Raw genomic sequence first — 12,422 nt, 5'->3', positions numbered from 1 at the left:
ATATACAAGAGGTGATAGTATGATTACTTGTTCAGTTTGCGGATGTTTGAATGACCCATCAAATATGGTATGTGAAGAATGCGGATCTGACCTGATTGATGAATCAGAATTAGAATACTTATATGATGATGACAACTAAAAAGTCTTTCTGTTGAAATTCAATGATTTCATAGATAGCTTGGACAATAAGTCCATCAGTTCATCGCGATTTAAATCCAATTCCTCACAAATCATTGCATCCCATTCAAGTTCCTTTTCTTCCAAAAATTTTGCAGTCTTTAATCCTTTTTCAGTTAATGTAGTGATATATTCCCGTTTATTATTCGGATTGATTTCCCTTTTAATCAAGCCTTTCCTTTCGAATTCGGAAAATGTTCTGGAAACGCCGCTGCGGTTCATGAAACAGGCCTTTGCAATGTCTGACTGGTTAACATCAGGTTCATAATAGAGCAGCATGAACATATAGTATTGAGAATAAGATATTTCCGTTTCCTTTTTAAGAAATTGATTCAGATAATAGTCATGAGTTTCCTTAAGTGAAATTAAATGATTTAAAATAAATGGTGAATTGTTTATAATATCTTCATAATTTTTCATATTATCACATAAAATAATATGAATATTAAAGTATATAAATGTTGCTTAATGCAACAATCATTAAAACAAAAAATAAAAAAAGATTTTGAAAGATTTACATTAATCTTCCAATACCAGTAATTTCAATACTAGCTACGTCGTCTAAACCAGAGATGAATTCTTCGGTAGATTCTGTTCCACCTTCACCATCTTCAATAGTGAAGTTTAAAATTAAAGCTACTAAACCAAATGCAATTGGTTCTTCAGAAATATTTTGGAATTCAGCATCTTCTGGTAATCCGTTTTCAATAGTTTCTTTTAATGCGTCTAAGTCTACTTCAGGACTTTCAGGCATAATTTTCATAGTTGCTAATACTTCAGCCATTTAAATTCCTCCAATTAATTTAAGGACCTTCAAATCCACATTCACATTTGTAAGCGTGACCAAAGGTACGACATTTTTCACATCTTGCGATTTTTGCTCCACATTCTGGGCATTCGAATTCAACGAACGGACCAGTTAATGGGATTTCTTGTTTACATGAAATACATTCTACTTCTTTCATCTAATCACCTATTATTAGTGTGTAATCGAAATTGTAATCATTTATATTATCATCAATAAGAGATAAAACCCTTTCAGGATACATTCCATTTACAACATAACAATTAGTCCCGAATTCAATCAAAAGAGAAGGCAACATTAAATCAATTGATGACTCTTCAAAAGTTAGCAGTTTTTTAGCATCAATTTTATTAATAAACTTTGAACCTTCCTCACTAGGTTCTCGGGTATATATACCATTTACATTTGTTACTATTAAAAGGTTTGCATTTAAAGAGTGTGAAACATAAGCTGCAATTGAATCTGAAGTAACATCCCATGAGCATTCAAAGGGATCTTCTTTTTTTAAAAATTCAGAAACAACAAAAATAGGAGTTAAATTTTCATCAGATATCTTTTGAGCTTCTTCAATAGAATATGCAAGTTTTGCAGAATCCACTTTATCATTTACCAGTTTTGCAAGAATATCCATACAATCAATTGCAGTATAATGTGTCACTTCAGAAGAAAAGTTTTGAGTTGAGTCATATTTACGAATAAGATTTGCAAACTCGCCACCACCCAAAATAATTAATGAATTGGTGTTTTCTAACTTTTTTGCCAGTCCAATAGCATAATCTGGAAATAAACTTCCCCCAATTTTTACAACCTGTTTTATGATATTAATCACACCCACGTTTAATTAAAAAGAGCTATCATTAAAATGATACTTGACTCATAAAAGTTTTAAATCCCCAGTCACTTCGTCAATAATTTCATCTTCATCAGGCCCGATTGCCAAAACTGTAACGCTTGATGTAGGTATCTGAGTCCTTCCAGCATCAACTACCAAATAATTGGCCAAACCTTTCTCATCAGCATGCCTTTTCAAAGCCAATAACTCATCTACAGTCTTTACTTTACATACCACTTTAGCATAAGCCTCATTTTCCCATTTTCTAATCTTTTCTTTACTGGATTTTTTATAAGACCCAATAGATCCGTGACAACACTGGGCGGCAATTTTTCCCTTGCCCATTTTTAAATCTGTTCTTACGACCATTACCTGTTTCATAGAATCACTTTAATTCGGATGATTAATTACTATTAATTTAGTAGGGATTAGTATATAATATTTATGAAAAGGAAAATAAGCATGAAAAAAGCCATTTTTCATTAAAGTTTAAAAATCAGTAAAAACATAATTTTAATATTAAAGATTATTTTTTAATTTAGGAGAATTATTAATGAGTCGTATTTCAATACTTGACAAGGACAGATGTCAACCGAAAAAATGTGATTATCTTTGTATTAGTTACTGTCCGGGTGTCAGAATGGATGAAGACACCATAGTTATAGACGAAGATACAAAAAAACCTTTAATATCAGAGCAATTATGTGAAGGTTGCGGTATCTGTACCAACAGATGCCCATTTGATGCAATCAGTATTATTAACTTACCTGAAGCTGTTGGAGAGCCAATCCACAGGTTTGGCCAAAACCAATTTGAACTCTTTGGACTTCCAAGTTTGGAAGAGGGAACCGTTCTCGGACTTTTGGGACCGAACGGTATCGGTAAATCAACTATAATGAACATATTATCAGGAAACCTTATTCCAAACTTCGGAGACTTTGAAAATCCTCAGGAAAACTGGGACGAAGTAATAGAATACTACAAAGGGTCCTCACTTCAAACATATTTTTCAAAACTATCAGACGGTGAAATTAAAGCTATCCTGAAACCTCAGATGGTAGATCAACTTCCAAAAGTCGTTAAAGGAAAAGTAAAAGATTTGCTTGAAAACGTTAATGAAAGAGACAAACTTGAATATGTTTGCAAGGAATTGCAGCTTGAAAATGTGCTTGACAGAAAAATGGAGAACCTGAGCGGTGGAGAACTTCAAAGAGTTGCAATAGCTGCTACAGTTTTAAGAGAAGGAGATTTCTATTACTTCGACGAACCTACATCATGGCTGGATGTATCCCAAAGATTAAACGCTGTAAAAGTTATCAGGTCACTTGCAGAAGAAGGAAAAAGTGTTTTGGTAATTGAACACGACCTCGCTACCCTTGATGCATTATCAGACAACATCCACATATTATATGGTACTCCCGGAGGATACGGTGTTGTATCTGGAAGAAAAGGTGTTAGAATTGGTATTAATGCCTACATCAATGGATTTTTATCTGAAGAAAACGTGAGGATACGCAGAAACCCTATTGAGTTTACAATAAGGCCACCAACTCCTGAAGATGAAGGTGAGGCAATTGCAAGTTACACAGATATTTCCAAAGATTATGACGGATTTAAATTAAGTGCAGATGCCGGAGACATTTTCTATGATGAAATAGTAACTGCATTCGGATCAAACGGTATCGGAAAAACCACTTTCGCAAAATTGCTGGCGGGCGTTGAAAAACCGACAGCCGGAGAAGTTGATGAAGAAGTTACAATAGCATATAAACCACAATACTTAGTAAGTGACTTTGAAGGAAGCGTTAGTGACTTTTTATACATGAACGCACCAAGTTATGGAAGTAAAATCTTTGAAAGTGAAATAATGAAACCGTTTGCACTTGAAGAAATGCTCGATAAAAAAGTCTCTAAACTAAGTGGTGGGGAACTTCAAAGATTAGCAATTGCAGCAACATTATCAAAAGATGCTGAAATATATTTATTCGACGAACCAACAGCATTTTTAGATGTTGAACAAAGATTAACTGCTGCAAAGGTTATTCGTAAAATGGTTGAAAGCAGAAACGCAGCATCACTTATTGTAGACCACGATATCGTATTTATCGATTACATATCCGATAGGGCTATGGTATTCAACGGTACTCCAGGTATTGAAGGCCATGCATCAAAACCAACAGATTTAAGAACATCAATGAATGAATTTTTAGGAAATCTCAACATTACATTCAGACGTGATAAAGAAACAAAACGTCCAAGAGTTAATAAGTTGGACAGTTACCTGGATCGTGAACAGAAAGAAAAAGGAGAATATTACTACTTATCTGATTAAGATAAGCGATATTCTTCAATTAACATCACCACTTTTTTATATTTCTAAATAATTGCCAAATCCATAAATTAAAAATTTATATTCCTAAAGAAATACAAATTCTATAAAATTTAAAATTTATATTCCTAAAGAAATATAAAATCCAAAAAATTCAAAAAAAATATTCACAAAGAAATACAAAATCCATAAAAAAATAAAATTATACTTTTATAAAAATATAAATTTATATAAAATAAAAATCTATATTTATATAAGAATATAAAATTTTAAAGAATACATTTAATTTTCAATGCAAAAAATGAGGACATAATATGATTAAAAATAATATTAAACGAGAAACTTATCTGAAAAAAATTGAAGGTGTAATGGACTCAGATTTTGTAAAAATATTTACTGGAATAAGAAGATCTGGAAAAACTAGCCTTCTCCATAGCTGGGCAGAAGAACTTGAAAATAAAGGAATAAATAAAGAAAACATAATTTTTATTTCATTTGAATCACCAAAATATAATTTGATTGATAATAATATTGATTTAGACAAAATAATTTATGAAAAAACTGAAAACATTGACGGAAGAGTTTATTTGTTTTTTGATGAGATTCAACAAGTAGATAACTGGGAAAAAAGTATTAATGGATATAGAGTGACATTAGATTGTGATATATACATTTCAGGTTCAAATTCAAAATTATTATCCGGAGAATTAGCCACAGTTCTTGCAGGAAGATATATTAACATCCCAGTATACCCATTTTCTTTTAAAGAAGTAGTACAATACAAAAATGAAATAGAAGGAATGGAATTAACTAAAGAAACAATAAACGCATTATTTGAAGATTATTACTTAAATTATGGGGGCATGCCAAGTATTTTATCATTGAAAAATGATGAAAGTAGAAAAGCAGCACTAATTGATATTTATAATTCAATATTACTAAATGACATCATATATCGTTTTAAAATAAAAAATATTGATTTATTAAAAAGATATGCGATGTTCATGATGAATTCTATAGGCCAGACATATTCATCAAAAAAAATTAAAAATTATTTAAAAAGTAATGATGTTTACACTACACCAAATACATTATTAAAATACAACGAATACTTGCAACAAACATTCTTCATTTCAAAATGTAGAAGATATGATTTTAAAGGAAAAAAATTGATGAAAATTAAAGAAAAATATTATTTAATGGATCACGGATTTCATCATGCAATTGTAGAAAAAAATAGATTATGGGCTCCTCGAGTTATTGAAAATATTATTTACATTGAACTTTTAAGAAGAGGTTACAATGTAACTGTTGGACGTTTAGGTGAAGAAAATAGTGATAATGAAAAAAAAGAAATAGAAATAGATTATGTTTGTGAAAAATATGGGGAATATATCTATATACAAGCATCCTATTCCATATCATCAGAAGAAACTGCTAAAAGAGAATTCAAACCATTATTTAAAATCCCCGATAAATATGATACATACATAATCACTACAGATACACATGATTTATCATACAAAGGAGTCAAACATCTTAACATTATCGATTTCTTATTGGGTGATGAAATTTAAATATCTTTAATTTCACTCAATATGAATCGTTTCAATACTTTAACGGCCTCTTCACCATCATCATCCAATCTTATGGAATCATTAGGATTTAAATTAAATGCCTTGACGACGCTTTCCGCATCAATATTTTTAATGACTCCAATATCTTTTTCATTCAATATCGTTGAAACACAGTCATCACTGCATCCCGTTATTGATACGATTTTTGCATCTTCCAAAATTGGAGAGCAGTTGTTTGGCTGTGCAGAGTACTCTGTAATGCATGCCGCAACAATGTTGTCATTATCTAAAGCCAGCTCAACAGTAGCTGCCCTTACAACTAAACCCAATGGGCTTAATCCACTACATGATACTAAAGCAATTTTATCATCCATATTAATTACCTCTCAGTTTTTTCTGTCAAATCTTTTTTTAACCTTATCATATCCTCTTTTGAAAAAAGGACAGAGCAATACGCATTTACTGCAGCCTTCTTTATGGGCAGTACAAACTTTTCTTTTAACCTTTTCATCCTCATCAAATGCATTTTCAGGACATCTGTCAATGCAAACTCCACAGGTTGAACAGAACTCTTCAACCCAAAGCATGTCATTTTCACCGTTAACGGGCAAATTATCTATTGACGAAGTTATCATGAAAAATCCAATGTTCAATCCTTCTTTAAACATGCACATGTTACTTCGGGTAATGACACAGTCATTTGACTGCATTGCAATTGATCTTAGACTTACCCTGTCGTCTAAAGGATGGATTAAATCTGCTTTGAAGTTATTTTCCCTTAAAAAGTCTGCAACTTCAAAAGTTTTGCATCCAAATTTTTGAAATTCCTCATCTTCCAATTTGGTTTTTTCTTTTGAGGGCTTCATTTTCAATATCTCTTCAGACATCAGATATTTCAATATAAGTATATTGTCCCAACAAATATCCCATTCTTTTCTAAAATCATCACTTAATTTTGAATAGCTGACTCCGATGAAACCTTCATCTAAAATAAATTGATTCAAATCAGTTAAAAAATCATCGGAAATAGAAATTAAAGGATTAGTTGGGTTTTTAACTTTATAAAAATTAGGAATAGGTTGATGATATCTAATACGCATATCATTAACCCTCAATTATTTTTGTCTTAAAGCCTCAATAGCTTTTGGGAATTCTTCGCAGAAGACTTTAATGTCTTCAGTTGGAATTGAAAAACTTATACGTAAGTATCTGTCTCCAAATAGTTCTGAAGTGTATTCTCCTTCTCTTGCAAAAATTCCATTTTTGAACAGGTAATTTGCCAATTCTTTTGGATTTATTCCTGCACCGGAAACATCAACAGCCATCATATTAGCATCAGACGGATAAACAGGCAAAAATACTCCATCAATTTCATCAACCATTTCTTTGATTAATCTTTGGTTAGTGAATGAAATTTCACGGATTTCATCTTCCCATTCGCCTTTTGATTTTAATCCAGCGATAGCTCCATATTGTGCAATAATATTAACACCCAAATCATTGACTAAAGCATTTTTAATTACATCAATTATCGGTTTTGATGAAACTACTCCACCGATTCTTAAACCTGCCATACCGAATATTTTAGAGAAACTGTAAATTGTTAAGGTTTGGCCGGGAGCATAATTTTCAACAAGGAAATGCTCACGTGCAAAGTCTTTGTAGGTTACATCATGCAATAGGTAAATATCATTTTCAATAGCTATTTGGGCAAATTCTTTGAGCTCCTCTTCAGTGTAAGATGAACCTAAAGGATTTAACGGATCGATTAATATGACCATTTTGGTATTTTCATCCATATTCTCCCTTAAAAGTTTTGGAGTTAATTTATATCCGCATTCTTCATTATAAACAGGAACATACCTTACATCATGAGCAAAACGATTTGCAAAGTCTCCAATAATAAAGTAACCAGGATCAGACAATATAACATTATCTCCAGACTCTATTAAAGCCTGCATACATAAATATAAAGATTCGGTCGCTCCGGCAGTTAATAGTACTTCACAGTTATCAAAGCCTAAATCATCTAAAACTAACTGTCTGAGTTCGGAAAATCCTTCTGGAGGAGGGTACTTACAATATTCTTTTTCTTTAACACAGCTTGCCATTGCATCAGCTATGATATCACCGTGAAGATGGTTCGTATTTTGACCCATCCAAATCATATCTTTATCCATGAATACATCTTCAAAGAAATCGTTTGAAGAATCATATCCTTCAGGAGGTACCCTTTCTGTTTTTTTAAATTTTTTCTTAGGGTTTTTTATATCGCTCATAATAATCACTGTAATACAAAATAATAATTTATTTTAAGTTACTTATAAAATTAATGCTAACTTATCCCACGAGAAGTGATTCGGAAAACGGCTTGCCGGCCTTCGCCAATACTTCGGTGGCGCTTTAAAGTAGCAATTCTCTGATTAGTTTCCTCGCCACGTTCGAGTTGAATAATGACTTTGCTCCAGTATTGAAGAACCATTCCACCCACTGCCCTAATATCATTGTTGCCTTCATCATCAAATGCAGTGTATATCTGATTTGTTACTATAACTGCAATGTCAAAAGATCTGGCTATTTTAGATAAAATGCCCATCTGTTTACCTAATTCCTTATTAAGTTTTGAAGATTTCATGTCATCAACACGATATAAGGCAACAGCAGAATCCAATATGAAAATGTCAGTATCGGCATGGTTTTTTCTAAGCCATAATTCGATAGCACCTATATTTTCTCCCTGCTCTTGAAAAGTAGTCGGTTCAAAAACCATTATATTATTAGCAACTTCTGAAAAATCACTGCCTGCAATTTGTTTAATTCTATCAATGGAAATTCCACCTTCAGTATCCATATAAATAGCTTTTTTACCAGTTTTTGCCACATTAACAGCCAAACATAAAGCCACATTGCTTTTTCCAGAACTAGGAGGTCCGAAAATCTGGGTAACCGTACCCTTTTCAAATCCTCCATTCAACAAATTGTCAATACTTGAATTTGTAGGAATTTTATGATTATCCTCAAAGTTAGCTAATACTTTCATGAAAATACATTTGTTTTTACTAAAATATATAATATGAAGATTTATCTTCGGATAAAAATCGGTTGCGGTGCGGTTAAATCAATTATTGTTGATGCATTTTTTGATTCTAAAGGCCCCACATCAATTACCAAATCAACATCACATCCCAATTGTTCCAAAATTTCATCAGGTGTGGACAATACCTCCTCATCAGAGAGATTGGCACTTGTTGTAGTAATTGGAAATATTTTAGCCAGTTTACAGGCAATTTCATTTTCAGGCACCCTTACGCCGACATGAGTTAATCCGCTTGTAACAACACGTGGAACAACTGGCGTTTTATTTAAAATAAACGTATAAGGGCCAGGAAGATATTTATCAAGAGTATCCTTTTGATATCGAGATATTTTAGCCACGACATCTATCGCATCAGTATTTGAAACTAGAATTGACAATGGCTTTAGCAAATTTCTTTGTTTTATTTTAAAAACTCTGCGAACGGCCTTATTATTGAATATATTGGCACCCAGACCATAAACGGTATCTGTTGGATAAATTATAACTCCATCATCAGCCAATACATCAATAGCTTCATTGATTACCTTTTCATCAGGTGAGGAATTGCTTGTTTTTAATATCTTCATTTTTAATAAACCTTGATTTTTTTAAATAATTATATATGATAATTTCTTAATATATTTAAGTATGCTTGAAAGTCTAAGACCCTTATTAACAAAAATTTTAAACCCTGTTGCACGAAATTTAAATATTAATCCGAATATTGTAACTGTAATTTCTCCATTTATTGCCATTTTGGCAGCATATGGCTTTGCAAATCATTTATTAATTCTGGGATGTATTTGTATTTTATTTTCCGGATTTTTAGATGTTGTTGACGGTGCGGTTGCAAGGTATCACAATCGGGCTTCAAAATTTGGAGCTTTTCTTGATTCAACCATGGACCGTTTTGCCGATGCCATTATCTACATAGGCATAATCTTTGGAGGATACTGCGACTGGTTTATTGGGGTTTTAGCAATACACTCTGCGATTACTGTAAGTTATGTTCGTGCCCGAGCGGAATCACAGGGTGTGGACTGCAGTGTTGGAATAGCTGAAAGGGCTGTTCGTATGATTATTCTAATGATTGGTGCACTTATCGGACACTTTACACAGCCAATTTACTTTACCTATACAATAATCATATTAGTAATTTTATCATACATTACCGTAGGACAAAGAGTCTATCATGTTTGGAAGGCGTTAAAATGAGTGATTTAGAAAGTCCAGAAAAAATAGCTAAAGATATTCAAAAATTAGAGAGAAATTTAAATCAGGTTGCTCATATTGAGTTTTTAGGAAGAGAAAAAGAAGTATACGACAGGGCAGTCGATTATTGGAATGATTCCAAATATTACCTTGAAAAGAAAGATATGAGAACCGCATTCGGTTGTATAGAATATTCTCACGGCCTGCTTGACGCCCTTAGAATTATTCATGACACGATTGACGATTACTAAAAAAAAGAATTTGTGGAAATTAATCCACATTAATTTTGTCTTCAAGCAATGAATTTTCACCGGCATTAACCAATTTACCATCCAAAACTTCAATTGTTCGGTCTGCAAGTTTAGCGACATCCATATCATGAGTGACAATTATCAGCGTGACGTTTTGAGTTTTGTGCAAATCAATTAACTGCTTAAGAATTTTAGTACTTGTCTTTGAATCCAGTGATCCTGTTGGTTCGTCCGCCAATATAATTGAAGGATTGTTGGCCAGGGCACGTGCAATTGCAACCCTCTGACGTTCACCACCAGATAACTTTGACGGCTTTTGAGAAGCCTTATCCTTAAGACCTACAATATCAAGCAAATCCAATGCCCTTTTTCTCATTTCATCATTGGACATCTTAGATGTAAACATTGGAATTTCAATATTTTCAACAACAGACAAATTCGGGATTAAATTATGTAATTGGAAAACAAATCCAATCTTTTGAGCCCTGAATTCATTTAATTTCTTATTTGAAAGTAAATCATAACCTGCAACATTAATGGATCCTGAATCCGGCAAATCCAAAGCACCGAGCATGTTAAGCAATGTTGATTTGCCTGAACCTGAAGGTCCGATTATGGATACAAATTCACCTTCCTTAATTGTTAAATCAATTCCGTTCAATGCCTTAATATGTCCATTTTCATAAGATTTAACCAAATTATTAATTTCAACAATATTGCTCATCAAATCACCTCATTCATACCTCAATGCTTCAGTTGGCGGTAACTTAATCGCTTTAATAGCAGGATACAATCCTCCAATAATACCTACAATAATAGCTATTCCGAATGCCTGAACGAAAGTTTCTGCTGTAAATACAGGATTGAGTCCCATCATAGGAGCCAGGAATGTGCATAAAACAACACCAATAATCGATCCGATAATGGCTGACACAATTGTGATAACCAATGATTCACCTACAATCATGGTTAAAATTTTTCTATTGGACCAGCCCACAGCTTTTAAAACACCAATTTCACGAGTTCTTTCAAATACAGACATCAACATTGTATTGATAATGCCCAATCCCCCGACAACAATTGCCAAAAGAGAAATACCCCAGGATGATGCTTTAAGCATGTTTAACATGTCTGCCATTTGGCTCATTTCCATAACTGATGAAACTGTAGTAATATTATCACCATACATTGAATCAATTCTGTCTGCAACTTCCTGAGCATCAGCTCCCTTATCAACCTTTACATAAATGTTGGAAACACTGTCTGAATCATCATTGATTTCAGCTACCTTTTCAATAGATGTGAAAACTCCACCGGCCATATTGGAGTCCCCGGTTTCATAAATACCTACAACATCAAAGTCTTCACCGTCAACCTGCAGTTTATCCCCAACAGAGAGATTATTGTCTGCAGCATAGATTTTACCCAAGATTACCTCCGAGGAATTGTTCTTAAACATCCTTCCCTCACTGATTACAATGTCCGCCATGGTCGTACCGTTGGAATCTATTCCAATCAGCGTGTTCATGTAGTCATCACCTACCGATGTCAGGATAACATAAATCGGATAAGCTTCACTTACACCACTTACATTCGCTATTTTATCAGTCCAGTTTGCATCAATGGTGTTGGTACCGTAAGCAGAGTTTCCAGTTTCCTTACCTGAAATGGAAAAATCTGCACCTCCTGCATGAATCGTATCCTCAAAAGTTGATACCAAACCATTTGTGATTCCACCAAGAGCGACAATAACTATAATACCAATACAAATACCTACAATTGCCAATATAGCACTGTTCTTTCTCCTAAATGGATTTTTAATAATGAATTTTAAGAATGACATATATAATAATTAATCTTAAATATATAAATAACTTATTTAAAAATGTATTAACATGCAAAAAATAGGTGGTAAAATGCAAGATAAGGACATTCTAATTGAAAACATCGATAAAGTTCACACAACAGAAATGGGCATTGGAAGAATTTCCAAAAACTTGGGAATTTCAGGAGACATAGTTGAAATCTGCAAAGGCAAAATTCTTAAAAAAGAGTCTTTAGTTGAACGAAAAGGCAAAAATTATTATGTGGATATTGACGACGCTATCATTACCGTTAATGCATCAAGCTTTACCATAATAACTGCGCACAAAAAGAAATGAA

17 protein-coding genes are annotated in these 12,422 nt (G+C 32.9%); 5 read left to right on the top strand and 12 right to left on the bottom strand.

Going from position 1 to position 12,422, the window contains the following annotated elements; translation table 11 throughout:
• Positions 1-135: 135 nt before the first annotated feature.
• The 5 genes from ACKI44_RS10045 to pth2 form a co-directional block, all read right to left on the bottom strand.
• Positions 136-597 (bottom strand): MarR family winged helix-turn-helix transcriptional regulator, encoded by a 462-nt coding sequence (locus ACKI44_RS10045; RefSeq protein ID WP_407423980.1) that lies wholly within the window; start codon positions 595-597, stop codon positions 136-138.
• 94 nt (positions 598-691) lie between these two features.
• Complete coding sequence (locus ACKI44_RS10040) at positions 692-961, bottom strand: elongation factor 1-beta (protein ID WP_303736763.1); 270 nt, start codon at positions 959-961, stop codon at positions 692-694.
• Between the two features lie 19 nt (positions 962-980).
• Positions 981-1,142 carry a zinc finger domain-containing protein gene (locus tag ACKI44_RS10035; RefSeq protein WP_058738518.1) on the bottom strand — a complete coding sequence of 54 codons (162 nt, stop codon included), beginning with the start codon at positions 1,140-1,142 and terminating at the stop codon, positions 981-983.
• Positions 1,143-1,811: a delta 1-pyrroline-5-carboxylate synthetase gene (locus ACKI44_RS10030; RefSeq protein ID WP_407423978.1), complete on the bottom strand. Its 669-nt coding sequence runs from the start codon at positions 1,809-1,811 to the stop codon at positions 1,143-1,145.
• 45 nt (positions 1,812-1,856) lie between these two features.
• Positions 1,857-2,195: an aminoacyl-tRNA hydrolase gene (pth2, locus tag ACKI44_RS10025; RefSeq protein ID WP_407423976.1), complete on the bottom strand. Its 339-nt coding sequence runs from the start codon at positions 2,193-2,195 to the stop codon at positions 1,857-1,859.
• Between the two features lie 172 nt (positions 2,196-2,367).
• Here pth2 and ACKI44_RS10020 point away from each other — a divergent pair, with 172 nt between their 5' ends.
• Positions 2,368-4,146: a ribosome biogenesis/translation initiation ATPase RLI gene (locus tag ACKI44_RS10020; protein ID WP_407423974.1), complete on the top strand. Its 1,779-nt coding sequence runs from the start codon at positions 2,368-2,370 to the stop codon at positions 4,144-4,146.
• Between the two features lie 311 nt (positions 4,147-4,457).
• Positions 4,458-5,720 carry an ATP-binding protein gene (locus ACKI44_RS10015; protein WP_407423972.1) on the top strand — a complete coding sequence of 421 codons (1,263 nt, stop codon included), beginning with the start codon at positions 4,458-4,460 and terminating at the stop codon, positions 5,718-5,720.
• Here the strand turns inward: ACKI44_RS10015 and ACKI44_RS10010 are convergent.
• Genes ACKI44_RS10010 through ACKI44_RS09990 form a run of 5 tightly spaced genes read right to left on the bottom strand, consistent with a single transcriptional unit; the run spans position 5,717 to position 9,383 of the window.
• Positions 5,717-6,094: a putative zinc-binding protein gene (locus ACKI44_RS10010; RefSeq protein ID WP_407423970.1), complete on the bottom strand. Its 378-nt coding sequence runs from the start codon at positions 6,092-6,094 to the stop codon at positions 5,717-5,719. The genes ACKI44_RS10015 and ACKI44_RS10010 overlap by 4 nt on opposite strands.
• A 12-nt stretch (positions 6,095-6,106) precedes the next feature.
• Positions 6,107-6,820 (bottom strand): DUF362 domain-containing protein, encoded by a 714-nt coding sequence (locus ACKI44_RS10005; protein WP_407423968.1) that lies wholly within the window; start codon positions 6,818-6,820, stop codon positions 6,107-6,109.
• Positions 6,821-6,835: 15 nt separating this feature from the next.
• Positions 6,836-7,999: a pyridoxal phosphate-dependent aminotransferase gene (locus ACKI44_RS10000; protein ID WP_407423966.1), complete on the bottom strand. Its 1,164-nt coding sequence runs from the start codon at positions 7,997-7,999 to the stop codon at positions 6,836-6,838.
• A 56-nt stretch (positions 8,000-8,055) separates the two neighbouring features.
• On the bottom strand, positions 8,056-8,760 hold the full coding sequence (gene radB, locus ACKI44_RS09995) for a DNA repair and recombination protein RadB (protein ID WP_407423964.1): 705 nt from the start codon (positions 8,758-8,760) through the stop codon (positions 8,056-8,058).
• A 41-nt stretch (positions 8,761-8,801) separates the two neighbouring features.
• Entirely contained in the window at positions 8,802-9,383 is a 582-nt protein-coding gene (locus ACKI44_RS09990; protein ID WP_407423962.1) for an L-threonylcarbamoyladenylate synthase, read from the bottom strand.
• A gap of 61 nt (positions 9,384-9,444) precedes the next feature.
• Between ACKI44_RS09990 and pgsA the strand changes: the two genes are divergently transcribed.
• Positions 9,445-10,011: an archaetidylinositol phosphate synthase gene (gene pgsA, locus ACKI44_RS09985; RefSeq protein ID WP_407423960.1), complete on the top strand. Its 567-nt coding sequence runs from the start codon at positions 9,445-9,447 to the stop codon at positions 10,009-10,011.
• Positions 10,008-10,259, top strand: coding sequence for a DUF357 domain-containing protein (locus ACKI44_RS09980; RefSeq protein WP_407423958.1), 252 nt, complete (start codon positions 10,008-10,010; stop codon positions 10,257-10,259). Before pgsA ends, ACKI44_RS09980 begins: the two co-directional genes overlap by 4 nt.
• 19 nt (positions 10,260-10,278) lie before the next feature.
• Here the strand turns inward: ACKI44_RS09980 and ACKI44_RS09975 are convergent, their stop codons facing one another.
• On the bottom strand, positions 10,279-10,983 hold the full coding sequence (locus tag ACKI44_RS09975) for an ABC transporter ATP-binding protein (protein ID WP_407423956.1): 705 nt from the start codon (positions 10,981-10,983) through the stop codon (positions 10,279-10,281).
• Between the two features lie 9 nt (positions 10,984-10,992).
• A complete protein-coding gene (locus ACKI44_RS09970) occupies positions 10,993-12,102 on the bottom strand; it encodes an ABC transporter permease (RefSeq protein WP_407423954.1) in 1,110 nt (369 codons plus the stop codon).
• 73 nt (positions 12,103-12,175) lie between these two features.
• Here ACKI44_RS09970 and ACKI44_RS09965 point away from each other — a divergent pair, with 73 nt between their 5' ends.
• The gene (locus ACKI44_RS09965; RefSeq protein WP_407423952.1) at positions 12,176-12,421 is read left to right on the top strand and encodes a DUF3781 domain-containing protein; all 246 of its coding nucleotides are present in this window, start codon (positions 12,176-12,178) and stop codon (positions 12,419-12,421) included.
• The last annotated feature ends 1 nt before the right edge of the window (position 12,422 follow it).

Origin of the sequence: Methanobrevibacter sp., assembly GCF_045646205.1 — an archaeon.
GTDB lineage: Archaea > Methanobacteriota > Methanobacteria > Methanobacteriales > Methanobacteriaceae > Methanocatella.
The sequence above is the reverse complement of the archived record's forward strand: the minus strand, read 5'-3'. Positions and strand labels throughout refer to the sequence as shown.

Excerpts from the sequence above, each read along its gene's own strand:
- ACKI44_RS10045 (WP_407423980.1), bottom strand. The coding sequence starts at position 597 with ATGAAAAATTATGAAGATATTATAAACAATTCACCATTTATTTTAAAT.
- ACKI44_RS10040 (WP_303736763.1), bottom strand. The coding sequence starts at position 961 with ATGGCTGAAGTATTAGCAACTATGAAAATTATGCCTGAAAGTCCTGAA.
- ACKI44_RS10035 (WP_058738518.1), bottom strand. The coding sequence starts at position 1,142 with ATGAAAGAAGTAGAATGTATTTCATGTAAACAAGAAATCCCATTAACT.
- pth2 (WP_407423976.1), bottom strand. The coding sequence starts at position 2,195 with ATGAAACAGGTAATGGTCGTAAGAACAGATTTAAAAATGGGCAAGGGA.
- ACKI44_RS10020 (WP_407423974.1), top strand. The coding sequence starts at position 2,368 with ATGAGTCGTATTTCAATACTTGACAAGGACAGATGTCAACCGAAAAAA.
- ACKI44_RS10015 (WP_407423972.1), top strand. The coding sequence starts at position 4,458 with ATGATTAAAAATAATATTAAACGAGAAACTTATCTGAAAAAAATTGAA.
- ACKI44_RS10010 (WP_407423970.1), bottom strand. The coding sequence starts at position 6,094 with ATGGATGATAAAATTGCTTTAGTATCATGTAGTGGATTAAGCCCATTG.
- ACKI44_RS10005 (WP_407423968.1), bottom strand. The coding sequence starts at position 6,820 with ATGCGTATTAGATATCATCAACCTATTCCTAATTTTTATAAAGTTAAA.
- ACKI44_RS10000 (WP_407423966.1), bottom strand. The coding sequence starts at position 7,999 with ATGAGCGATATAAAAAACCCTAAGAAAAAATTTAAAAAAACAGAAAGG.
- radB (WP_407423964.1), bottom strand. The coding sequence starts at position 8,760 with ATGAAAGTATTAGCTAACTTTGAGGATAATCATAAAATTCCTACAAAT.
- ACKI44_RS09990 (WP_407423962.1), bottom strand. The coding sequence starts at position 9,383 with ATGAAGATATTAAAAACAAGCAATTCCTCACCTGATGAAAAGGTAATC.
- pgsA (WP_407423960.1), top strand. The coding sequence starts at position 9,445 with ATGCTTGAAAGTCTAAGACCCTTATTAACAAAAATTTTAAACCCTGTT.
- ACKI44_RS09980 (WP_407423958.1), top strand. The coding sequence starts at position 10,008 with ATGAGTGATTTAGAAAGTCCAGAAAAAATAGCTAAAGATATTCAAAAA.
- ACKI44_RS09975 (WP_407423956.1), bottom strand. The coding sequence starts at position 10,983 with ATGAGCAATATTGTTGAAATTAATAATTTGGTTAAATCTTATGAAAAT.
- ACKI44_RS09970 (WP_407423954.1), bottom strand. The coding sequence starts at position 12,102 with ATGTCATTCTTAAAATTCATTATTAAAAATCCATTTAGGAGAAAGAAC.
- ACKI44_RS09965 (WP_407423952.1), top strand. The coding sequence starts at position 12,176 with ATGCAAGATAAGGACATTCTAATTGAAAACATCGATAAAGTTCACACA.